Genomic DNA, 22,477 nt, shown 5'->3' with positions numbered 1-22,477 from the left:
TCCCCTTTACTCAGGGATTTGTAATCCGTAGTACCGGTATAGATACGCCGTCTGGTCAGCAGGGAGGTTCAGAGCCAGGATAGACCGCTCTAATCCGTCCACGTCCGTCACGAAGGCTTCTTTCGAATCAGGATCGGTAGCAACAAAACGCTTGCTTAGGTTGGAGATGTAGGAGTTTGCGTCACCTGGAGTCTGCTGTTTTGCAGATGTTTTAGTTGCTGCTGCCCGGGCATTGTCTGCCGCCATATTCGCTATGCTGGCGTTTGTCTGACGTTCGTTTAGTGCATAATTGCGATCAGACTCTAGTGTTCCTCGGTTATAGTTACGGTCAGATTCTAGAACCCCTCTGTCGTAATTGCGATCAGATTCCAGAACACCCCTGTTGTAATTACGGTCCGACTCCAACACACCACGGTCATAGGTCCGATCCGATTCCAAAACGCCGCGGTCGAACGTTTTATCACGGTATGCGTTACTAGAAACTGCATTCGCATAGTTTGCAAAATTCGCAACATCCTGCTGACCAAGCTGTTGCTCACCCATCCATCGTCTGTAATAATCGCCCAAAAGTTGCGGCGTGATTTCGGCCTGCAGCTTGTTGTTGGCTGATTGCTGAATTTGATTCGCCCGGTCCACCGCTACCGAACTATTGCCGATGCCTCGATTACCGAGTGATACCATAGCGTTATTCGTGGCCGTCTGCGCCCCTTGCTGGACCTGCTGACGCGCCGCGGCTAGTGCGGATTGATACTGTTGGTCCGTGTTGGGATCGAACGCTTTCCGCTGCATGGAGTTCGTCAGGTACGTGTTGTACTTCTCCATCACGTCCTTGGTCGGATCGGCGGTGGGACGGGACATGAGTCCACCTGTGGCTTGGTCAATCTGGCCCATCCACCGCTTGGCGGCGCTTGCGCCTTCGTTGTCGCCTAGCGAGGTTTTGTAGTTGTACACCTGCTGCGCCCGTGCGTATTCGTTCTTACCGGCTGTAGCGTCCTGTGCGTATTTTTTGAGCTTCTCTTCCCACGGTATCGATGTATCACTTTGAAGGAAATCGTATGTTGCCATGGTTTCACCCCTTTATGAGAATGAAAAAGAGACTCGCATATCGCAAGTCTCTCAAAATTTGGTATAATAAGGCTCGTACAACAGCCTTGTGGTGTCGTGCCCCTCCAGAAAGGAGGTGGCGCGTATGGATACTTTCCAAACGATCATGTCGTTCTTAGCGTTCGGGACATTCCTGCTTACGCTTCTAACGTTCATCGATAAACGGAAATAACCAGCCCCACTAGGTTCACGGCCTAAGGCTGGTTACTCCTGTTCAGCTATTTAGTTGGAGGGTGTACCGTCCAAGTTGTTGTGCAGAAGTCGGGATGGCCGTCCCGGCTTCTATTGTTATTCTAATCCTACCATAGCCAGGATATACCTTCAAGGCTGTTGCGCGTTAAATGTGGCTAATCTCGCTTCCCATACCTTGAGTTCTTCTTCGAATTTTTTCAGATCGCTTTTGTACGTTTCAACGTCAGGATCATTTGGATGCAGTTCGATAAATCCCTTATATGCTGTAATGCTGTTCTTTAATCGGCTCATTTGTGATTCAATCATCAATAACGACATTTCCGGTTGTGTTGCTTGAGTCGGTTGAGTTGTCGGTACGCTCACTGGCTTTACCACCTCGGTCTTTACTGTTTCTTGAACAATAGGTGTTGTTTCTTTAATCACCTGTGTGGGCTGCGCTACTGCGCTACCGTCAGATGAAATAGAAACAAGCGCTATCAATAAGGAAATAAGGAAGTCCATATGTTCCACCTCTGGCTTTTTAACCCATTATATACCATATCATGGGGCGCTTTCTAGTGCCGAAAGTCTAGCGTATATTCCGTTTAATACGCTTTGCAATGATTGACCGTCATTTGTGCTATAAAATTGTGACCAACTGTTAGTTTTTACGAACTTTCCGGTCCCGCAGTATAATTCGAGGTTACCTGATGTTGCAGACAATTGCATATTTGTCGTCCCAACTGTATTGAATACAACGTCATTACCGGTCATGAAAATAAGCAGTTTTGCGAGGGTGCTGAAGAACTGAATGGCTGGCGAACCGGACACATTTGGCATAATGCCTACATAGTTTCCGGCTTCATTTATGGCTTTCAGCAAGTTCTCTGTACTGCTTAACTCCACCCGCTGCCCATCGATGGCGGTCTTAATCAGCGCGCCTATCACGGTCCCCGCTGTGATCGTACCTAAATCTGCAGCAATAGCAGATAGCTGTTTCACGCTCATCCGGTCAGCGGTGATACTTTTCGCCTTGATGTTCGCTACATCCAGATTGCCGGAAAGTAGATAGTTGAACTCTTGGATGGATCTTGCAATAATACCCGCTAGATACATCGCATAATCTTCGACGGAATCGAAATCTTCACGCGCACTCACTGTCGTGCTTATCCCAGGTGCTGGCATTGTATCACCTCAACGGCATCGTGACTTCATCACGTGCAAACTCATAAATCGTAAATGGTCCAGTTCCTTCGAACTTCACTCGTACCTGTTCGCTGATTGGAATCACATTAGACGGGAAGTAGATTGGTCTACGCTGAATTGTTCCGGTTCCTATGACGGTTGCACCAGCTTGCACCCAATCGTTACCAGATGCCGATGGGCTTAGGTATACACTTAAGGTGCTTCCAGCAGGAAGATCCAACGTTAACCATATTTGAATCCATCGAACGCGCTGCGACATGGACGGTGCCGTAAACGGTTTGCTCACCCAGCGCCAAGATATCGGCGTTCCTGAGTCCGTAGAGGCCCCTAATTGCCGCACAGAGCCGTTGTAATCACCTATGTATGTGTTAGCACCCATATTAGCAAAATGAACCGCAGAATGGCTTTTATCAACGTCCCACGTCTTCTCTTCAGGATCATATACCAGTAAAGTGTCTGGGTATGACGCGATCATGGGAATAGATACATACAGCCGCTTCCCGTCAGTCCCCACCGCACAAGTCTGTTTAGCGGATTGGTTCATGTGGTCGATGTACCATTGTACCTGTTTCGAGAATCCTTTCTGCGGGGCTACACCGTCTCCACGGTAGAGATAGATCCCTTTGGAATCTAGGAAGTACATACCGCTTTGCAGGACCGCGATACACTGGTTATTGATTGCTCCAATGTCCGTCGAAATGGGGTCAACACGGTAGTCACTTGGCGCATATCCGCGTAGCTCATACATGGCCGAAGGCTTGAACACGACCAACCGACCCAGGCCAGACTTCAATGCGGTGATGGATTCCCCGTCATTTGATTCAATCTCGGCATAGAAGCTCACAGAATCGTCGATCTCATCCGTTGTGCTGACTGAAGTCCAATCTGACGCGTTACGGAACCCGGAAGCGTGGAGGCGATTGTTTACGATGCCCCACACTCGATCTGCATATTGCTCAATGTATTTCAACCCAGCAGGTGGACCGGATAGTGTCGTTACACTTCCTCCGCTATACTGAGACACCCCGTTGCCATTGGTAAGCAGTACGGTGATATCGCTGAATCCGCCTTTAAAGTTGCAGAAGGAGTAGTCTGTACCCACATTCAGTCCCGTTGTCACAGACGTGAATGCAGAGCCGTTCCACTTCCACATAGAGCCATCCGCGAAGATGGATAATAGTTCCGTCTCCTTCCAGACTCCAAGCCCTTGAACACGGCTTATGGTGGCTAAAATAGCAAACCCCGGCTTAATCGTAAGCGCGGGGTATTCGCTAGTGGAAAAGTTATATCCGTCTGATGCGCAAATGTCAGGAATGCTGAATGCATCTCTCCGGTCAATTCCGGCAAATTTGCGTTGTATGATAGGTGAACGTGCTGCCACGACTTAACCTCCTTTACGCGAGGTTGTATTCAAACTCGAATATCAAAATGTTACCCGATGCCCAGGCGAAGGGGCTTGTTGCCGACGCAACTCCACCTGCCGGGATATAAAACTGAAACTTCCCACTTCCCGGATTACAAGTGACCGTACCCGACCGGTCCCCAACCATAGCAGAACCGGAGAAGGTTGTCGTGGTCACCGAGGCGATAGGGATAGAAAACTGCCACATTCCAGAGCCGAAAGTGGTTGTTGAACCAAAGGAGATATACCCCCTTACTGTACATGTACGCCCCTCTACCAAGTACCGACATCTCACATCAGCATTCCCAAAGGATGGCGCAGTTGTCGCAGCCGTCCATGTAGGCGTATAGGATATTTCTTGCCCCTTGGTACTGATGAAGTTTTTGGCGAAAGGTACGGTTCCGCTAAAGCCGGAATCCGTGTTGGTGGAGTCATATTTCACGTTGTTGCAGCCAGAGTCAAACGCGACAGCGGAAGCTATGACATTATCGGCAATGACATGATCTCCACCCATGACGGTCCATACATTCGTTCCGTGGGCAAAGCGGTTCCCTTGAATGATCATTTTCTTATCGTTGGTACTCATGATGACCGATGCCCGTGTATCCCCAACCTGGATACCAACCACATTTCCACGGATAACCCCGTTGTCGCAGCCTAAACTTTCTAGGATGGGGCATGCGGAGTAACAATCTAGGATGGATCGGTTCCCTCCGGCTACGGGTTCATCCGGCCAACGAATGGCTGTTGCTGTGTTGTTCAGCGGAATGAATGCACAGCGGATGACCTTGCTTAGGAACCCTTTGCTCGTGGAGTAGTCAATTGCGTAAGAATCGATGTTGTAGAAATACACATTTTCGATTTGTTGCAATCCTTGGAGTCCCGGCGCGTTTTCTCCGTCTGTAAACTCTACGACTGAGCCTGTATAGGTGCTTCCGTTACAATCGACAGAACCGCCTCTTAGGTTGGCTCGTTTTTGGATGTTCAGTATGGGTCCAGCAACACCACGCTTAAGAGTCGCACCGTCAGTCAACTCTAGGGTGACTTTTTCTTTGATTGTAACTTTGTTCTTCAGTAGGTACGTTCCTGGAGGGCAAGTTACAACTCCTCCGCCAGCTGCTTGGGCGAAGTCGATCGCAAGTTGAATGCCGATGGAATCATTAAATATTCCGTTCCCAATTGCTCCGAATACCATAGGGTTGTACGTGACGGTTCCCCAAGCCCGAAGGCTAAGAGTGCTATTTAGTTCATTCGCTGCAACTTCACTGACTTTCACTACCACCACCTGCCCTCTGATTGAATCTGTGCCGGTTCTGTATCTTGATTGGCTTCGATAAATTCATTCATCAATGCCTTGTATTGCATATCAAAATAGGTTGCATCCTCTGGTTTAGCAAAGTTTTCTGCAACTTCTTTGCATACCCCATAGACAAGTAAGTCGTGATAGTCCGAGTCCAGATCAGGTGTATCCGTCAAACTAGAGAGTGTATCCGGCTCCTGGTAGTGGTAAATCAACATCTCTCCGTCCTGTGTAGGTTTCGGATAAATTCCAATTCCTTCGTCTAGGATGTAAAAGAACTTACCCAACGCTTCCGCTTCAAGTTGCCGGTTCTCATACTTTTGACCATCAATGATGATTTCCCTGATCTTAGCAGGCGAAAAAGTAATCGGATACAAGGCCACATCTGCGAGTAATTCAATAGACGTTATAACTGTTCGCTTCACATCCGTACGGAATATCCGTTTCTGCAGCTTATCGATCTTTCGAACCTTCGAATCGCTCGAAAGTGACTGTGCTGCAGGGTACTTCTCCTCGATTTCCGCTATGATTTCTGCCAGTGTCAACACGACACCCCCTTTATAAAGAAAAAGGCAGAGCCGAAGCTCTGCCGCGTTAGATGAGTCCCGATTGTTCCAGGATTTCGGCAACGGTCTGCGGAACTTCCGTTTCCTTGCCCTTCTGGATCAGATATTGATAGCCGTTCACCCATACCTGCTCTGCCGGCCATTCGACTTTTTGCCCAGCTTCGATTTTGTTCTCCAGGCTGCGTTTGGTTTCCACGTCCAGCGGGATCTTGACCTTCACTTTCGGTTGCGCGGACAGTTCCTTTCCGGTGTCTACTGCTGTTTTATCGATTTCCGCTTCGCTCATCTGTCTAACTGCCATTGGTTATTCCTCCTCGAATGTGTTTGAAATTAGGGGAGGTCGATGCCTCCCCACGAATTAGCCGTTACTTATCAGCCGGATACCGCATGTTCGATCCGCAGGATAGCGGCTTGTTGCAGAATCTTAGCTGTGAACAGGCACTTCCAGCCCGTGGTAGCGCGTTGGTCCAGCGGGTCCGCAGTACCGGCAGAGCCGAAAGGTTTGATGATGTTCTTAACGGCACCGGAGCCGGATACGTCAACCATGCCATAGGCTTCTTCACCGAATACGATGGTCGCGTATACGTCAATACCAGCAGCACCAGCAGCGGCAAATTTCTTTGCATTGGCGGTTTCTACGAACCGAACGCCGAAGATCCGGCCAATCTCACCGGAGAACAATTGAGTAGCCCCCGCGTATTTGTTGGCATCCTGCCACAGCGTATCGGATTGCAGGTCATAGGTTGCGCCCGGCTCGACTACAGCGATGTAGTAGCCGTTGATAGTGCGGACCTTGTTGCGCTTCAAAGTACGTACCGCTTTGCGAATCTCGGTAACGGTCAGGTTATCGCCAGCAGCAACGGTTGCGCGGGATGCACGGTTGTTGGCGTATTGCACGTTCGTACCGGCACAGAGGATATCACGGACCAATTGGTCAATGGTGTCTGCTGCCTGGTCACCCAGCACGTCAGCGTATTCGTCCAATACCGGGTCAATGGCGGTCAGGTCCAACACATCGGATACCGTCAGGAAGTCACCGTATTGGGCTACAGTAGCCGTATCAGCGGTGACGCTGCCGGACGATCCTGCCGGGGTCACGCCCTCTGTAAGGGCCGTTGTAGCGGCGCTCAGCGCGTTAAATTTACGGAAGTTGATGACCTTGCCGCCATTCTTCGGGATCGGCCGCTTTTGGCCCCATTGGGCGTATACGAATTGCGGGAGGAAGCGAGAAAGAAGTTTCTTGTCGTAGTACGTCTGCATTTCCGCAGTTAGTGTGAGTGTTGTATCAGTTGCCATGGTTTAATTCACTCCTTGGTTTGGTTTAAGGTACGATTCGTTCTCCTCGACGAACACGTTCGGATATGGCCTTGATGTCATCAAACGACGCGTGTTCCATAGAAAAAGCCGCGTTACTCGGGCGATCATTACCCGGTAATAGCGACTTCTCGTTACGTTCAGAGATCCGTGCTAGAACCTCTTGTTCTTTTTGGCGCATGATGCGCTCTTGATTGGTCAGCCGGTATGCATCAACCGGGGCATAACCACGCTGCATGTACTTGTCGAACTCTTCCGTGTGCCACTCAGGACGGGGGTCACCTTGTTTCCAGTTCTTAATACTCTCCCCTACGTCAGGGAAGGCGGTGAACAGCTCTCCCCATGCGCGGCTATTGGACTCCTCCTGCTGGATGCGCTCGCGTTCCTTCTGAGCCGCTTCACGTTCCCTCCTGAGCGTTTCAAGCTCACTCTTGACCGGAAGTAGCTCCTGCCGGATAAAATCCTCTGGTACGCCGTATTTGGCGGCCTCTGCTTGGATTTGGCGTTCGTGTTCCGCTTGCTCGATGGCTTGCATGTACGAGTCATGATCCTCGAATCCGTAGAACCGTGCAACACGATCCAAGTTGGCCTGATACTGCTCGGCTTGCTTGGCTTTCTCTGTAAGTTCGTTGTATCCGGCGTACTTTGTGCTCACCTCCTGCTCCCACTTTTCCTTCTGCTCGGCTAACCGCTTGGCGAACGCCTTTTCGAAGTTATTCTGCGGGGATGCGTCTCCATTTGTTTCTCCTGCTGGTTCATTGCCAACCGGTTCGATTACTTGCTCTTGCACCTCGGCGGCAGGTGCCGATTCAACGCCCGTGTTCTCGGTTTGTACAACTTGTTCTTCCATGTTTCTTCCTCCTTGTGTGGGCGGCGCAACTCCACACGCTCAACGCCGCGACGAAATATAGGAAATAGGCCGAAGGATTCTCACCCACGGCCCGTTAAGCGGTATTTAACATTCTCATCAATTGCTGTAGGATCTGATCATCCGGCATCCCTTGTTGACGCATCATGTCAATTTCCTGTTGAAGCTGCAGCGGTGCCTTGGCGTAGATCTCATCCAAGCTAGGTTGCATCATCGGTTGTCCCATCGGTTGTGTCGTTGCCTGTCCCGGCATCGGCGGAGGTGCTTGTTCAGCTTGACGCAGACGCGCTACAATGCGGTCTTTGTTCGGCAGGTTCTCTTGCATCTCCACATATTCACTCGGGAGTAGCAACTGCTTCTCAAATAGATCCGATGCCAATTGAGCGACATAGGCTTTACTGGTTGGCGTGGAAGCTCCGGCAGATACCTTGATATCGAAGTCCACGTCCGCGAATTGAATGGCGTTGAAGTTGATGAATTCATATCCGCCGTTTTCCCCATTGATACGGATCACCCGGTCCTCGGTATAGAACTCCTTCACCAACTCAATCATCTGCTCGTACACTTCCTTGATGGAGGCGTACAAGTTACGAGCGATCCCCTTAATCGGGATGGACCCTTGCTCCTGCAGAAGCTGAATCGCCGCGGCAGCAGTGACGGCCCCTGGTGTTTCCCCGGTGTTGGCGTCATAGATCCCGCCGATCCGTTCGATGTATTGCGTCATCAGGTCAATGAGCTTGTAGACGTCACCTTGGAACGATGGAGGTTCCAACCACTTCACAGCATCGTTGGTTTCTTTTACCTCCCACACCATACCTGGCTTGGACACCCATTTGTTTTTATCAATCCCACTATTGGTCTTGATCAACGCAATTGGGTTAGCCGTCAGCAACGCGCTGGTTGTCGGAAGCTCCACTAGCTTATTGAGCAGCTTCTGGTTGTTCATGATATTGCGCACTTCGGATATGCCGACAATGGACTTTCTACGCTTTTCCGCAACGAACGGAATAAACGGGTACTGGCCGTGACGGTAGATGCTCTTGATATGCTTCAGCACATTTCCATTCGCCGCGTAAATGCAGTTAATGGTCCCGTTCTCCTTGTACCAGTATTCATAGAACATGGCACGATCCTTCCCCGTCTCCTTGCCCGGACGGTCGTAGATTTCCGTTTCGAATGTTCGTTCCGGCTGAATCGTCACCGTCTTCCCCAGGCTTTTCGCCCATTCTTGAATCCACTTCACCGGCTTAGGTACCGCGTAGATGATGTAGCGGCAATCCTGCACTCGTGACGCGTTCGGGTCAAAGTAGACGTTTGCGGGGTCAGGGGCTTCAATCGCCACATCCCCCACCCATTTTGTCATTCTCGCCTGATTGCCACCGGTTAGCGTGTTATCCCAATACACCTTGAACCACGCGATATCCAGCAGCAACCCGGTCCCGCACACCTCCTCGATGCGCGAGTCCAGGTCTACACGTTCAGCAATCACGTCCGTTACCTGGGTAAACAGATGCGCCGCTTCTTCGTCCCCTTGTGCGGTCGGCATGATCAGTCCCGTAGGTCGGCTGTTCGTGAGCTGCGGCTTCTTCTGCTTGACCGTATACGCCACGTAGTTAATAACCGGGTCTGGCCTCCAAGATGCGCGTTGAGAGTTCCATTGATCAGCGAGGTAAAAGGCATCATACTCGCGCCAATCGGAATGAAACTCCTTCATCGAGGATAACGACTCTTTGAAGTCCGTCTCGATCTTGCCGAATATGGACTTCTCGTCCAATAGCTCTGATATCATGGTGTCACCTCCTTGTTGTACTTGTTGTCTTACCATTACGGAACTTTAGCCGGTGTCATGTGCTGCCATATCTCATAGGTTAATGGCGGTGTTCCCGAAGCGGTGGGATACGCAATAAACAATAGGTTGTCGTACCGTGCATACTGACCGGGAACCAAGTTAACCAAGTTCGCCTTGGTACCGTCTGATGTGATGGTCATGTTGCGAGTTAAGTATTCTCCGGTGTCCGTCTTTCGGAATTGTGTCAACGTATTGCTTCCTGTCGGGTCTGCCGCATATACGGTGTACCAAATCTTATCCCCGCTAGTGGTAGTTAACGGGTACACACCCGAAACCGGAGTGGCCCACAAGAATTGCCCCGTCCCCGTCATTTTGATTGGACCGTAAGCGTATTGTGGTTGATCGGCAGAGGCGTCTGTCTTGTTTTCGACAGAACTAAGTGATTCCACAACACCGTAGAAAGCGGGTAAATAATACAACGCATGCCCTAATCCTGATGGATGGTTAATTGCGTTACCGGATAAGTAAGTGTTGTATGATCCTAAGAGTTCCAACTCATCGAAGATAGGACCGCACTTCGTCGGCTCATAGTACCCGATAACCATATTGCGTAGGCTTGCCCCGCCGTTTGTATTGACGGCAGTTACCCGCACCTCGCCTTCAATTAACTTCTTGTAGTTTGTTGTGGATAACCTAAGAGTGCCGTTAAGATAAACCTTGTGATAGGGTCCAACGGCTTCGAAGCGCAATTTCAACCATGTATTGATCGGAATATCCATATTGGTTGTAAGGGCAATCGAGCTACCGGAATCACTGGTATACATCAGGATACTTCCATCTGTAACCCCGGAAGCGCTGTTTGGCGTCACAATGTAGGTGATCCTTTCGCCGGTTTTCGCATTTTTACGTAAATCAATCCATTGGGCATAGGGAGCGCCATATCCGGGTATGTACACCTCGAATTCCAGGAAACCGTTATAGAAACTGCGTTTCCTCTGTATGGATGGAGTCCCGGACGTCGATGCAGTTGCCAATGCACCAGAAACAGTATATCCGTTGGACACCCACGCTCCAGATTCGCTCCAGTTGTCGAAGTTCTTTTCTTGTTCGAAGTATCGAAGCTCCTCGTCCACACCATCACGCAAGATTCGGTACAGACGGTTCACATCCGCAACGGCTACTTTTCGTTCGTACCCATATTCTCGCGCAGCTCTTGCAACCGCGTTAGTCTTAAGCAAGCCTTGACTGTATAAAGACGTGTCGGTTGTCGGCAAAAATACAGGAACAACCACGACACTAGGATTAGACGCCCATGTAGCCAAACTATCGATGATGGATTTCAGATTAATCTTGAACGCCTCATCAACGTTGCTTGCCACGTCAAACCCGGGCCCATTCATCCCATATGCGATTACGACTAAATCCGGCGCAAAGTCCTTGACGTGGTCGCTCCATGACTTCCCGATAACCGATCCGCCACCGTCTCCCCACGGGGCTGCACGGTAAAAGCCGGTCCCGATTACTTCAGGGGAAGCCATACCAACATAGGATGAACTCACATATTGCCAGATTTCACGACCGGCTAATCCGAAGTTGCCCATCGTTATAGAAACATTCGGCATTGCCTGTTTCAGCATAGCGGTTAACCTTGACGGATACCCATCCGAAGGTTTGGCTATGATCTGATCCATCTCCTCGGTGATGCTATCCCCAATGAATGCAATCCTTAACGTACCGGATGACTTGATTTGACTTCTTGCCCTGGTTAAAGCGTCCCGCGTGATCCGTTGGGAAATGTCCTCTACAGCTCGCATATACAATAACGCCGCTTTCGAATGCGGTTTACCAATGGATTCCACGTAGTCTTTGTTCTTGTCGCATACCGCCCTTGCATGGAAGGAACAGATACCCGAACTTGATTTGATGGTGATGACATTGAAACTTGACGTGATGGTGCGTGTTTCCCCAGGTGGAATTGTATCGATGGATGCTCCAACATTCACCGTCAGATTGGAGAATCCCGTATTACTGATATTGATTAAATCATTTGTGATCGGATACGTGTACATTACGGAGGATGGCCCAACGCTGTCCGTGAATGATGTGACAACGGTTCCGTCCCCCATGGTTACAGGAATGGCAGTTACTGCGGGCATGTTCCAACCTCCTTATAAATCGTTCCATGATATCTCGTCTGCCTCGTCCTGGAGAGCATGTGGTAGGTGAGCATCTAGGCGTTGGACATGGCTCATTGCGTTTTGTTCGATTGGCTCATACGTTCTCGGGTCCGGGCAGCTCATTACCCCGTATCGGAACGCGTCATAAGCGTGATCTTCTGCGTCTGTGTTGATATCCTCCGGGTTGCGATCATCACGCGGCAAGGCCGGTAAGGTACGTATCAGGTTCCGGCAGTTCTCGAAGATCTTCACACGGCTGTATCGATTGCCTTTCTTATCCGTCAGCACCTTCAACCATGCGTGTACCCGGTCTATCCCGTTTAAGCGGTTCTTGCTGGCTTGCTCGCACCATAGACCGCGCTCCCCATAGGTATCTGCGATACTCTCACCGTGTTGATTCGGAATCCAACAGGCGGAGTCTAGGACGGTATAGGCAATGCTCTCCCCGATGGACATTTCTTTGACCAAATCCGCTTGATCCGTCGCATCCATCCCTGTCTTGTACGCCTCTTTATACACGATCAACTCCATATCCTGATTGATGGCGAACCACAAACAGCAAAAAGGAGCCGAACGGCCATAGTCAATGGCGCGGAATCGTCTCCATGTGTCAGGTATGGTAAATGGCTTGATGACGTGGATCTCCTTATCCCACTCATCGAACATCATGCCGTCGAAGGAATCCCAATTGCCATGCAAAAGCTGGTCTCTCAGGCTCTTAGGAAGGTTCTCCAGGCGTTTCAAGTATCCCGGGTCCGCTGACATCAATCGTGTGTTGTCATGGATCTTAGCCGGAATAAAGCAGCGTGTACCGGGTTCAGGCTCATCGGCGGTAGGTAACGGACGGTGGATGTTCTCCGGCTCCCCAATATCGATGAATCGTTCCTTCACCCAAGCGTGTCCAACACCTCCCGGATTCGTAGCGGCCTTTATCTGTCGCTTGATATTCGGGTTGGTGCCGCGTAAACGTGAAATCATGTAGATGTACTGCGTATAGGTAAAGTGCGTCAACTCGTCCCAGTAGATGAAATCATATTCAGCGCCTTGGTAGTTGAACACGTCACTTTCTTTAGCCATGTATGCAAATTCAATGGTCGATCCATTGGTGAACTTCCAGCGCTTCTTGGATTCGTTGTACGTCCCAATCTCTCGCGGGTAGATTTGCCTTGAACGCAAAATAAGCGAACGCTCCAGGTCCGCAAAGGTACGACGAAACATGATGATTTTGCAGTTTGGATAGATCAGCGCATTCTTGAACGCATCATGCAGCATCGCTTCCGACTTTCCACCGCCTGCAGCTCCGCCGTATAACACTTCACCTGCGGGGCAAGAGTGGAACAGCCGTTGACGCTTCTGCGCCTCGTATTCTAAGCGGATTTCCAATCGTCCTCACCCTTTACGCCTGGGACGTTGAGAACCACCTTAAATCCATCGCCACCAATGTTCGCTGTGTTCTCACCTTTCATGAGAGCCATCTTGTCGTACATGGTTCCGTAGAAGGTGGATACGTGGTTGAGCGGAAGCTCCCGTTTACCATTCTTCGCCTCCTTAATCATCTTATGACCAAGGTCTGCGGCATCCTCTAACATGGACCATATTTTGTCGATCATTTGTGTTCTTTTGTCCGTTCGAAGCTGTTCGAACTCATCCGGCTTTTCATCCCTAATCTTCATCACCGATGACGGAGCAACGTTGAATTGCCTAGCGATTTCACGAATGTTATCGTTCGAAGCTAAGGCAGCGCGAATCTGCTCTTTCAACTCGTCCGTCAGCTTCTGACCCTGCTTAGCCATTGTGCCACCTCCCTATACCTTCATCGCTTCAATCTCCCGGTGATACTCTTCCTCTTCCGTCATGTCTACGGGGTCATAATTCTTCGGCTCGCTCGTCTGCTCTTTGTACTCCACATACGTTCGGGCCATGATCATTTCATTCTGCCGCTCGATCATCTTCTGTTGCTTATCGATCACGATGAAGAGGATGCCGCATACGGCTAATCCCATGATGGCTAAACTTAGGTATGCCATCGTCATTACCTCCTTTCGTTTCCTTGCAGATTCGGATTACCTTCGGCCTATTGGCCCATCAGTGTACCAATAATGCAAACGACTAGCCGATTTATCGACTGTTATACTTAAAAATTGGTGAAATGAGTGCAAATCATTCAGCGGCTTCGTATGTCTTCTCGAATATATCCGGTTTGCAAGGGTAAACCTCTCCGTTCACGCCCGTAATGATCCAATCTCCCGGGCAAACAATATGTCCACCTTCCAATGTGTCAATCCACCCATGAACATCCATAATCTTTCCGCAGTGAGCACATTCTCGCCCACCATCATTCATTGGATTGCGATAGTACCGAACAATCCTGCCTTCGCTCAGGAACTGTCTTCCTTCAGGTGCACTGACAAGGTAACATTGGTCCTGAGAGTGGTCCCCGTTCTGGTGCCATTGTTCAGCTTCGATTACGATCGGTTTCTTTTTGTACTTCATCCTCTTCGATCCTCCTTATGGTTCTGATGGAGATATATAGATGGAGTGCCCATATCAATAATAAAAAGATAATCGTACCCATGGACACGGCCACCGCCCTTACGGGCTGCGCTGATTCGGTCGCACCGTAGCCCTTCGGCCTTGTTCAGCCTTTTGTTCCTCGTCCGCCTGTTTATTGCAAAAATGATGGATGATTACGTACAGATTGCCGATTTTCACCCACTCTTTTGTTTCTGATCCACAGAATGCACATAGCATTGCGTCACCTTCATAGGTAAAACCTATTAATTACCTCTTACTTATAGGTGGCATTCGTTCGGGTACAAAAAAACTCCTAGACGACGATGTCCAGGAGTAACGGCTTGCCTCTATTCATCGATATTTTGATCTTTCGTTCCGCTCGTTTGACGGTTTCGTGTACGGTACTAACAGTCAGGTCCAGCAGGTCCGCTATATCCCTCATGCTGTACAATCCGCCGATGTGCATCACGTAGCATTCACATTCTCGTTCGGTCAATGTGCTGAGAAGGTACTCCATGTATACGACTTCATCAGGAGAGTAAATGCTGCGCCCTTGCGGCATATATTGGGGTCGTAGCATGTACTTTTCGATCAGATCGGTTGGGATATCCCGTTGATATGCAGCCAACCTCTCTACACCGCGTTTGTTTCCCGGCCTACGGCCCGTTTCTAGCCACTCTATGACATAATCGACATCTCGGATCATGGCTTCTACTTTCGGGTCTCCACGGGCTTCACAGAGCCTCTCACGGGTTCTCCTGTATGTGGTTATGTCTGCGGTATAGTCTGTATCTTGGTTAAAGTCCATTGACTACACCTCTCATACTTTTTTCGAAGTCTTGCGCAACTTTTAACGATACTGGCTTATGTTTTAGATACTCCGGCACGGGTAATTCCGCCGCCTTGTATAAATCTCTTGCGAATTGTGGATTAACCGGAACACCGCTAGATATCAGCATATCAATCATTGAAGCAGCTTTTTCTTTGCTAATGTTCACTCTTGTTCCTCCTCCTTAGGAACCATCAATGTCATACGTGTCCTTTTTACCATCGCTTCGGCTTGCTTCTGTGTTAGGTCCGTAGCTACAAGTTTGTGTTCGGTTGGCGTGATTTCGTACACTTCGAACTTCACTCTTGTTCACCCTCTTTCAGTGGGCTGATATGCTCTAATCCACTCGCTGTATTCAGCTAACGAAAAAACTCTACGCATCCATTCTTCAATCGCCAACTTCTCTTGTTCGGCACTTTCTGTTGAATACAACCCGTCAATTCTGCCTTGTGCCAATTCCCATAGTGTGCGGATTAAAGCTATTTGCGCATCAGTTAATCGTTCTCCCATCTCTCTCACCTCACCAACCACAAAATAGTCATCAATGTCGCATAGGTGATACCGAAACCGATCCAATCCGCCTTTGTCCTTGGAATCATCAGACGTTTGTAATCGCTCCACATTTGTCTCATTTGATCACCAACCAGAGGAGTATGCCCCATAGGGGGATACTGATTATGGTTCCGTATCGTATTCCTTTTATCATGGAGGGTTCTTTCATGAGTACCTCCTTATCCGGCCCCCGGCTGCGCCTGAGCATATTCGGTCGCATTTCGGGGGCCTTCGGCCTTAATCCAACAGGTATGCCGTTACCATGTTGTACGAGTCCTTGAGTTCGAACGGAATAGAATCACCTATTACGTACATCACAACCCTGTTATCCTTCACCGTTACCGCAGAAATTGCATTCTTATTTACGACAATCTTCTCTCCTGAGTACTTTGTGAACTCGATGAACATTACACCACTTCCTCCCCAAGCAACTCCGCAAACCGCTTTTCTACGTATTCCTTGAACGTTTCGAGTTCTTGCTTGGTGGCAAATTCTTGTCCTGCCACCTCCGCAGTAACGGTGGTGTCCAGTCCTTCCACGGGTCCCACTTCTTGGGGAAACTGTACCTCCGGCGGAGTCACCTCTCCTGTTACCAGTGGCGCACTTGCTTCTTGAACGGGTTCAACTGCTTCAACGGCTGGAGCAGCTTGTTCAGCAGATTGGGCTTGCTCTCTGAGAAATCGCGCTTCCTCGTTGGATACCTCCTGGAACTTGTTGAATTCGAAGGTGCCAATCGTAATCGTCTCTCCGTCTACGCCAATTCCAGGGTATGTCCCGACCAACTCAGCTAATCGAGTTGTTTTTGCGCCAACGCCAAACTCTTTTTCCCACCGCACGTTTGTGATCTTCGGACGATTTGCCAGCCGTTCAGCTTCAAGGCGCTTTTCTTCTTCGTACTTCGCTTGCTTGATGGCTTCCGCCTTACGGATCAGGGCATCGAAATCATCTGTTACCGCAACGTCAATCACGGTGCGTACTGTCGGAGCCGGTGCACGTGCGATTTGTTCTTGCAGATCACATTCGCGTTGTTTCAAGCGTTCAATTTCGGCATCCTTCTCCACCAGAGCAGCAGCCGCTGCCTCGAAACGAGACTTGAAGTCCTCGTACTCGCCTTTATACCGGTTCTTTTCTTCGGTAAGCGCCAAGTTGGATTCGCTCAACAGTTGGATATTTCCTTGATGCTGCTGGTTCTGGTACTGGAGGTTAATCCTTTGTTCGGTTTCTCCAGCCAATTCGGATTCCAATTTTGCGAGACGTTCTTGGAATTGCGCCGCCACAGCCGCCGCTTTCTCGTTCAAGAGCGTTTGCACGATGCTGTTTAGCAGGTTATCCGGCGTTCCTGCGTAGTTATCGAAGTTGAATTTTTCCACGAACTCAAAAGGTGTCCGCTTCGGATCTTCAACCACTTCAACGTCGACACTTTGAACCGTAGCAGTCAATTGCCCCAACTCATACCGAAGCTCGCTCAGTCGATTCCGTACCAGGTTCAACTCGTCGGCGTCAATTTTGTCCTCGCTCAGCAGCCGTTGCTCTTTCTCTTCTAGGATCGCAATTTGATCTTGAATCGATGCTACTGTCATATTCGGTGATCCTCCTCGAAATAATCTTAAAAACGATTAAAATTGCCGCTAAATCTAGTGTTTTCTTACTCCTATTATACCAGATATCGGGTTATCATGCACGTATTATGTATTGACATGGTGTATGTTTTTGTGGTATTAGTCGATGCTTTCAATCACCTTGATTACCTTCCGCGTTTGCTCTTTGTTGAATGGACCGAACATCTTCCCACCGAGTATCAAAATGATGCCGTCTTTGGATTTAATCACGCCAACTTCAAACCTCGAAAAGTCTATCACCCTCTATCACCTCGTATAATCGTTTTTAAGGCTTCGCAATCACTGGACATGTATTTGTTCATCCATCATTCTATCGTCGCTCATATCGACCGCTGGATGCCTTAAAACGCGTAATTCGTTCTCGACTTCATGCAGACGTTGCTCTTTACTGTCTCTCTTGCGTGTCGGCACGTTCCAAAACGCCAGATACTTCAGTAGTTCGTCCCGTTCTTGCTCCCGCTTGGCGATTTCATGGAGTATCCCCATTCTTAGCTCACCTCCCTGATTTTCTGCCATGTTCCTTCGATGTCTGTGTAGATCACTATTTTGCCGCAGCCATAGTCCGGTGCAATATCGTCCCATATGATGGTCATACCGTCTGCTTCGACGTTTTTGATAGTTCCCTTTAACGATGGATCACTGATTAACTCGATGCGTTTACCATCCATCAGAACACCTCCGTTACTTCAAATTCGATCCGTGGATTCATGCTGTATAACTTCTCGGCCTCGCACCGGACCACTTGGTTATCATCCTTCCAGACGATGCCGTTTGCGGCGTCAAATAGTCCCTTGACCAGGTTGTCGATATCCGGCTTCACGGTGACCGGCTTACCTTCGGCTTCTTCTCGTTTCTTTTTGCTCCAGCTATCCGGTATCCGTATGTAGAACCTCGCCTTCACAGCCACCGCGTAATCCGTCTGCTGCGGACGCTGGGCCATCAGCATATAGCCAAGCGACTCTTTCCACTGGAGGTACCGTTTAGCCGTGGGGCTTGTCCATTTACCGCGTCCTGTCATCCGTACCGCTCCCATAGGGGCGATGTTAGCGGTGAGTCTCACACTAACACCACCTTCACATTGTAATTGCCTAGCTTCTCTAAGGCTGCGGCGTATAAGAATGCGGTTACGACATCCATCTTTGCGCTTTTATAGCCTTCATTGGCTTCTACGTATGCCATAAGATCCTCCTTCGGCTTCCGGGCTGGCGCCCTGTGTAATGCGGTCGACTCGATGGCCTTCGTCCTAAAAGTTATGCCTTTCGCAATTTGGCAACAGACTGTTTTTCTCCGTCCCAACCACCTTCAATATTTTTACCTACCGTGATCACCGTTCGGATATTTTGCCCTTGGTCTACATAAGTCACAAATAAACCCGTGTTTGGAATGTACCACTTATGCTCGCCTTTCTGGTGCGGAACAAAATGCAGTTGGTTTCGGATGTACATTCCGTCAACTTCCCGTTCCCTGCAACGCTTCTTTGCATGTTCCGTGAACACGATCTTCATCCATTTTCATCCTTTCTCGTGTCAGATCCTTCGTTCAGCCTTCTACGCCATCCTCTGCTTGCTTCGTACATCCATGCCTATAGTGCCAACTGGCCTCTTCTCTGTCGGAGGTTTAAACAATCCCATCATCCGCTTTTGCTCCTCCACCGGGTACTCGCTGATATGCCGTGTTATACATGGCCCGGAAGGAGAACCTTCTCGCGGTTGGTAGATGATCGCCGTCTTTGTCATCCCGGAAGGTTTACGAGTCACCTTGTACGGGTTATCCAATAGTGTGTATGGACCCTTATCCCCTTTCCGCGTGATGAGTCCCAGGTTCTCAAACCGGTACATCGCCTTTACGATGGTCTTTACACTTTTGCGTAACGCTAATGCGACTTTCTCTATGCTTCTAAGCTGCACATATGCCTTGAAGATCTTCTCTTCGGATTCGGTCAGTTCAATCATGGTTTATCCTCCCACATCTCATAAATTTCTTGTTCCCGTTCCTTGCGCCATTGTTCCAGTTGCCATTCGTGGTGTTCTTTCATGGATTCCATCAGCTCGTATAACTCTCGTTCCGTCATGCGCTCCATCCTCTCCGAATGTCCGCTTTCTCGCGGGCCTGGTCAAAGCGCCGGTCCTTGCCGATCATCTCAATCTGGATGGCTTGTCCGATAATGCGGCTGGCGATCTTCGCCCCGTTGATGGGAAGACGGTCTTTGATTCGCTTGGCCGCGTAATTGCTCGTGATGATGGTCATTTTCTTGTTATTCTTCCGGGCGTCCAGGATGCTGAAGAGTTTTGATTCTGCCCATTCCCTGTTGTACTGTGCGGAGAATAGGTCATCGATAAACAGGATAGGCACTCGGTAGTACCGTTCCAGTACTTCCGTTTCACTTTCTTCGCTGCCCCGGTTGTAGGTGGACTTGATATCTCCGAACATCTTCTCTTCCTTCACGTACAGCGATGGAATCTTGCGATGTGTTAGGGCGTTGGCGATACAGTTCATCAGGTATGTTTTCCCCGTCCCGTAGGCGCTGCAGTTGAATTCGTCCGCTCTGGTTTCATCCCCGAATATGTACAGCCACGTCCCTAACTCCCGGTGCTTATCGATGTTCTTCACAAACTCTACAGCGATTTCAAAGTGTGGCCGGTTGTCTTCGTCAATCACCGCGCCCTTGAAGGTGTGCGTCCGTTCTTCTTCGCTCATGCCTAATGCGGCGTTGCATCCTGCAAAGATCCGCTCTTTGTGGCACTCGCAAACCGGAGGGTATCCGGTCAGCGGGTCCAGTTTGATACGCTGCATCATCATTGGCTGTCCATTCGAAAGGAGTACACCCGAGTCATACCATTCCATTTCGTTGATGGTCCCGGTGTCACTGCACTTTTGGCACTTGGGGGCTTCCGTAGTAGAGTTCGTCCCATTGTTGATTTTGTATTGTTCCGCTTTGCGCCGCATTTCTTCCAGATTGAATGCCTTGAGTGCTTGTCCCATGCTTTGCACCGTTACCACCTCCGCGTTGTTTCCTAAAGTTTTCAAATGGATTGTTACTGGTCATGAATTGTTCCAGGTTCTTCGGGTCCATGAATTTCTCTAAGGTGAATTTATGTGTGTACCAGTAAAGCTCGCTGACAACGATTGTTTTATAATTGCTGATGGTTTCTTTGATTTCTTCAACCGTCGACTTTTTCAACCGTGCATTGATCTTCCCTTTGACCTTTTGAGTAAGTTCTCGATGAACAATGATTCCTTGACTATTCCAAAAATCAAATATGTCTTTTAATTCATTGTTATCATTGTTACCATTGTTGTTTGTGTTCACTTCTTGTTCAGTTGTTGTTCGTTTGTTGTTCAACTGTTGTTCATTTTGTTGTTCAGGGTTTTGGTATTTATCCCAATTTAGTATTGATACAACGGTGAATTTGTTGTTCGAATTGATGTTCAGAAATTCATACTTCTCTAACTTCTGTAGCCACCTCCATATGGTCAATCCTGACCTTTCTTGATCTTTGGGGAGTCCATCGTTGTACATCTTCTCCAGGTCGAATCGGCCTGTCACGAATTGTCCGGGCATGAGTTTCACCATTTGCTGCCCGACCAATTGGTCATGTTCCCTATGTGTCGCTTCTGTAAGGCAGATCAACCACAGCCTGAATAGTTCCAGATTGTTGAAAATGGGATTGCCGCGAATTTTTCGGTGCAGACATATCCAACCGTCCATCGTTCCTTCTTCCCCTCCTAGAACCCCATGACCATCTGCACAAATTCACGCGGTTGGTATGGAATCCATTGTTCTCCGTAATCTTTCAGCCACTCAGAAACCAACTTCTTTCGGTTCCATTCACTCCGCGGTATCCAAGTTGTGTTATCGCCTTGTACTGCCTCCATGTATGGCGCGAACCAATCCGGGTCTTTCATACCAAGTAGATGAATCCGAGCTGACGGACGGTGATCATAGAAAATCTCGTCTAGGTACTTCTTTCGTTCATCGTCGCCCATTCGCACCAGTCCACCAATGGCTACCATTGGTTCTTGCCGTAGGAGATAATATGCATCACCCTGTAGAACTGGCATTGGATTGTACCCACGTTTTCGCATGTCCTGTAGGTAAAATGCTGTAGACTCTGAATCACCGACCTCGTCATACTGTAGATACTGGTCCTTTGACTTCACATAGCGGTCGATGAATGATCGGTAGTAAGAGTAACTCACCGGATCTTCGGAGAATGTGCCAGGGTCCCATATGATCTTGCGGTTCTGCACGTATTGGGCTAGCCAGCTCGGATATCTACGAAGCAGGGTTGCGGATAAAAGCCAGAACGGAACGTGGTCGGCTTGCTGCGCTAGATGTTTTCGGTTCACTCCTGCTACGTAAATGATCCGCTTCACGCCGATACCCTCCTTTGTTTGACCGACAACAATTTCCCAATTGCTTGCAATTGATTTCCGACAGGACATTCTTTGTTACAGTAACCGTCGATTTTCGAAAATGTGCTTCCATACTCTTTGTTAAGCTCATTTCGTTTTTCGCATTTCCCGCATGTGTTGATGAGAATGTCATCCAGTTTTCGCAGTATATCCAACCGACACATGCACTTCACCTCGCTTGATATATCCGATACAGAGTAAGCAAACCGGTTTGCCATTGTGACGCTGGTTGGTATCCACTCGATTGCACCGTATACATCGTTCGCGCATGGGTTTCATCCTTTCGCGGCTTTGCCGCCATCGTGTCGACCGAATAATCCCAGGCGCAGCCGGGGGCCGTATCGGATTTCAGTTCTTATCGCCTTAGGAAGATGGTATAGATATTCCCATAGAGTCATTTTCATAAGGTTCTATCCTCTATCTGCATGGTCTGTATCCTCCTTGATATCGAAGTATCCGTAATCGATCTTGTCGACCAATCGAATAATGAATTTGCACACTGGAATTGGTTGATATGGATTTTCGGATTTCAACCATTCCAACAACTTCTCCCGGTCTATCTGCATAAGTAGGATAACCTCCTAGGGATCTGGTTCGGCCCCCGGACTTCGTCCTGAGCGGATTCTGTCGGACGAAGCCCTTCGGCCAAT

Annotated in this window: 32 protein-coding genes; 1 reads left to right on the top strand and 31 read right to left on the bottom strand. The window is 49.1% G+C overall.

Going from position 1 to position 22,477, the window contains the following annotated elements:
• Window positions 1-6: 6 nt before the first annotated feature.
• Window positions 7-1,065 carry a hypothetical protein gene (locus tag ACSEXW_RS14470; RefSeq protein ID WP_438446872.1) on the bottom strand — a complete coding sequence of 353 codons (1,059 nt, stop codon included), beginning with the start codon at window positions 1,063-1,065 and terminating at the stop codon, window positions 7-9.
• A 124-nt stretch (window positions 1,066-1,189) separates the two neighbouring features.
• Here ACSEXW_RS14470 and ACSEXW_RS14465 point away from each other — a divergent pair, with 124 nt between their 5' ends.
• Window positions 1,190-1,276, top strand: coding sequence for a putative holin-like toxin (locus ACSEXW_RS14465; RefSeq protein ID WP_438446941.1), 87 nt, complete (start codon window positions 1,190-1,192; stop codon window positions 1,274-1,276).
• 149 nt (window positions 1,277-1,425) lie between these two features.
• Here the strand turns inward: ACSEXW_RS14465 and ACSEXW_RS14460 are convergent, their stop codons facing one another.
• The 30 genes from ACSEXW_RS14460 to ACSEXW_RS14315 all read right to left on the bottom strand — a co-directional run bounded on the left by ACSEXW_RS14460 (window position 1,426) and on the right by ACSEXW_RS14315 (window position 21,991).
• Window positions 1,426-1,797, bottom strand: coding sequence for a hypothetical protein (locus tag ACSEXW_RS14460; protein ID WP_438446871.1), 372 nt, complete (start codon window positions 1,795-1,797; stop codon window positions 1,426-1,428).
• Window positions 1,798-1,836: 39 nt separating this feature from the next.
• Window positions 1,837-2,433: a hypothetical protein gene (locus ACSEXW_RS14455; RefSeq protein ID WP_438446870.1), complete on the bottom strand. Its 597-nt coding sequence runs from the start codon at window positions 2,431-2,433 to the stop codon at window positions 1,837-1,839.
• Between the two features lie 31 nt (window positions 2,434-2,464).
• Window positions 2,465-3,862 carry a hypothetical protein gene (locus tag ACSEXW_RS14450; protein WP_438446869.1) on the bottom strand — a complete coding sequence of 466 codons (1,398 nt, stop codon included), beginning with the start codon at window positions 3,860-3,862 and terminating at the stop codon, window positions 2,465-2,467.
• 13 nt (window positions 3,863-3,875) lie between these two features.
• A complete protein-coding gene (locus ACSEXW_RS14445; protein ID WP_438446868.1) occupies window positions 3,876-5,159 on the bottom strand; it encodes a hypothetical protein in 1,284 nt (427 codons plus the stop codon).
• Entirely contained in the window at window positions 5,159-5,728 is a 570-nt protein-coding gene (locus ACSEXW_RS14440; RefSeq protein ID WP_438446867.1) for a phage adaptor protein, read from the bottom strand. The genes ACSEXW_RS14445 and ACSEXW_RS14440 overlap by 1 nt, the downstream gene beginning before the upstream one ends.
• A 49-nt stretch (window positions 5,729-5,777) precedes the next feature.
• Window positions 5,778-6,050, bottom strand: coding sequence for a hypothetical protein (locus ACSEXW_RS14435; RefSeq protein WP_438446866.1), 273 nt, complete (start codon window positions 6,048-6,050; stop codon window positions 5,778-5,780).
• 71 nt (window positions 6,051-6,121) lie between these two features.
• A complete protein-coding gene (locus ACSEXW_RS14430) occupies window positions 6,122-7,045 on the bottom strand; it encodes a N4-gp56 family major capsid protein (RefSeq protein WP_438446865.1) in 924 nt (307 codons plus the stop codon).
• A 25-nt stretch (window positions 7,046-7,070) separates the two neighbouring features.
• Window positions 7,071-7,913: a hypothetical protein gene (locus ACSEXW_RS14425; RefSeq protein ID WP_438446864.1), complete on the bottom strand. Its 843-nt coding sequence runs from the start codon at window positions 7,911-7,913 to the stop codon at window positions 7,071-7,073.
• Between the two features lie 94 nt (window positions 7,914-8,007).
• Entirely contained in the window at window positions 8,008-9,720 is a 1,713-nt protein-coding gene (locus tag ACSEXW_RS14420; RefSeq protein WP_438446863.1) for a portal protein, read from the bottom strand.
• A gap of 35 nt (window positions 9,721-9,755) precedes the next feature.
• Window positions 9,756-11,876: a GDSL-type esterase/lipase family protein gene (locus ACSEXW_RS14415; protein ID WP_438446862.1), complete on the bottom strand. Its 2,121-nt coding sequence runs from the start codon at window positions 11,874-11,876 to the stop codon at window positions 9,756-9,758.
• A 12-nt stretch (window positions 11,877-11,888) separates the two neighbouring features.
• Window positions 11,889-13,280, bottom strand: a complete 1,392-nt coding sequence (locus ACSEXW_RS14410) for a terminase large subunit domain-containing protein (RefSeq protein WP_438446861.1) — start codon at window positions 13,278-13,280, stop codon at window positions 11,889-11,891.
• Window positions 13,265-13,690: a hypothetical protein gene (locus ACSEXW_RS14405; RefSeq protein ID WP_438446860.1), complete on the bottom strand. Its 426-nt coding sequence runs from the start codon at window positions 13,688-13,690 to the stop codon at window positions 13,265-13,267. Before ACSEXW_RS14405 ends, ACSEXW_RS14410 begins: the two co-directional genes overlap by 16 nt.
• A gap of 12 nt (window positions 13,691-13,702) precedes the next feature.
• The gene (locus ACSEXW_RS14400; RefSeq protein ID WP_438446859.1) at window positions 13,703-13,924 is read right to left on the bottom strand and encodes a hypothetical protein; all 222 of its coding nucleotides are present in this window, start codon (window positions 13,922-13,924) and stop codon (window positions 13,703-13,705) included.
• 133 nt (window positions 13,925-14,057) lie between these two features.
• Entirely contained in the window at window positions 14,058-14,390 is a 333-nt protein-coding gene (locus ACSEXW_RS14395; protein WP_438446858.1) for a hypothetical protein, read from the bottom strand.
• Window positions 14,391-14,724: 334 nt separating this feature from the next.
• Window positions 14,725-15,219, bottom strand: a complete 495-nt coding sequence (locus ACSEXW_RS14390; RefSeq protein WP_438446857.1) for a sigma factor-like helix-turn-helix DNA-binding protein — start codon at window positions 15,217-15,219, stop codon at window positions 14,725-14,727.
• Window positions 15,209-15,409, bottom strand: coding sequence for a hypothetical protein (locus tag ACSEXW_RS14385; RefSeq protein WP_438446856.1), 201 nt, complete (start codon window positions 15,407-15,409; stop codon window positions 15,209-15,211). Before ACSEXW_RS14385 ends, ACSEXW_RS14390 begins: the two co-directional genes overlap by 11 nt.
• Before the next feature lie 140 nt (window positions 15,410-15,549).
• A complete protein-coding gene (locus ACSEXW_RS14380; protein ID WP_438446855.1) occupies window positions 15,550-15,750 on the bottom strand; it encodes a hypothetical protein in 201 nt (66 codons plus the stop codon).
• 279 nt (window positions 15,751-16,029) lie between these two features.
• The gene (locus tag ACSEXW_RS14375; RefSeq protein ID WP_438446854.1) at window positions 16,030-16,200 is read right to left on the bottom strand and encodes a hypothetical protein; all 171 of its coding nucleotides are present in this window, start codon (window positions 16,198-16,200) and stop codon (window positions 16,030-16,032) included.
• Window positions 16,200-17,372 carry a hypothetical protein gene (locus tag ACSEXW_RS14370; RefSeq protein ID WP_438446853.1) on the bottom strand — a complete coding sequence of 391 codons (1,173 nt, stop codon included), beginning with the start codon at window positions 17,370-17,372 and terminating at the stop codon, window positions 16,200-16,202. Before ACSEXW_RS14370 ends, ACSEXW_RS14375 begins: the two co-directional genes overlap by 1 nt.
• A 318-nt stretch (window positions 17,373-17,690) precedes the next feature.
• On the bottom strand, window positions 17,691-17,897 hold the full coding sequence (locus ACSEXW_RS14365; protein WP_438446852.1) for a hypothetical protein: 207 nt from the start codon (window positions 17,895-17,897) through the stop codon (window positions 17,691-17,693).
• 2 nt (window positions 17,898-17,899) lie between these two features.
• Entirely contained in the window at window positions 17,900-18,079 is a 180-nt protein-coding gene (locus ACSEXW_RS14360; RefSeq protein WP_438446851.1) for a hypothetical protein, read from the bottom strand.
• Window positions 18,079-18,471, bottom strand: coding sequence for a RusA family crossover junction endodeoxyribonuclease (locus ACSEXW_RS14355; RefSeq protein ID WP_438446850.1), 393 nt, complete (start codon window positions 18,469-18,471; stop codon window positions 18,079-18,081). Before ACSEXW_RS14355 ends, ACSEXW_RS14360 begins: the two co-directional genes overlap by 1 nt.
• Entirely contained in the window at window positions 18,468-18,590 is a 123-nt protein-coding gene (locus ACSEXW_RS14350) for a hypothetical protein (protein ID WP_438446849.1), read from the bottom strand. Before ACSEXW_RS14350 ends, ACSEXW_RS14355 begins: the two co-directional genes overlap by 4 nt.
• Window positions 18,591-18,661: 71 nt before the next feature.
• Window positions 18,662-18,916: a hypothetical protein gene (locus tag ACSEXW_RS14345; RefSeq protein WP_438446848.1), complete on the bottom strand. Its 255-nt coding sequence runs from the start codon at window positions 18,914-18,916 to the stop codon at window positions 18,662-18,664.
• A 42-nt stretch (window positions 18,917-18,958) separates the two neighbouring features.
• A complete protein-coding gene (locus tag ACSEXW_RS14340; RefSeq protein ID WP_438446847.1) occupies window positions 18,959-19,363 on the bottom strand; it encodes a hypothetical protein in 405 nt (134 codons plus the stop codon).
• A complete protein-coding gene (locus tag ACSEXW_RS14335) occupies window positions 19,360-19,482 on the bottom strand; it encodes a hypothetical protein (RefSeq protein ID WP_438446846.1) in 123 nt (40 codons plus the stop codon). The genes ACSEXW_RS14340 and ACSEXW_RS14335 overlap by 4 nt, the downstream gene beginning before the upstream one ends.
• Window positions 19,479-20,204, bottom strand: a complete 726-nt coding sequence (locus tag ACSEXW_RS14330) for a DnaA ATPase domain-containing protein (protein WP_438446845.1) — start codon at window positions 20,202-20,204, stop codon at window positions 19,479-19,481. Before ACSEXW_RS14330 ends, ACSEXW_RS14335 begins: the two co-directional genes overlap by 4 nt.
• Window positions 20,205-20,274: 70 nt before the next feature.
• Window positions 20,275-21,120, bottom strand: coding sequence for a hypothetical protein (locus ACSEXW_RS14325; protein ID WP_438446844.1), 846 nt, complete (start codon window positions 21,118-21,120; stop codon window positions 20,275-20,277).
• Between the two features lie 17 nt (window positions 21,121-21,137).
• Window positions 21,138-21,788, bottom strand: coding sequence for a hypothetical protein (locus ACSEXW_RS14320; protein ID WP_438446843.1), 651 nt, complete (start codon window positions 21,786-21,788; stop codon window positions 21,138-21,140).
• Window positions 21,785-21,991, bottom strand: a complete 207-nt coding sequence (locus ACSEXW_RS14315) for a zinc-finger domain-containing protein (RefSeq protein WP_438446842.1) — start codon at window positions 21,989-21,991, stop codon at window positions 21,785-21,787. The genes ACSEXW_RS14320 and ACSEXW_RS14315 overlap by 4 nt, the downstream gene beginning before the upstream one ends.
• Window positions 21,992-22,477: the final 486 nt, after the last annotated feature.

This window comes from Oryzibacillus soli (assembly GCF_051594765.1).
In the GTDB taxonomy this organism is placed as follows: domain Bacteria; phylum Bacillota; class Bacilli; order Paenibacillales; family NBRC-103111; genus Paenibacillus_AR.
This window is presented reverse-complemented; position numbering and strand designations above follow the sequence as displayed.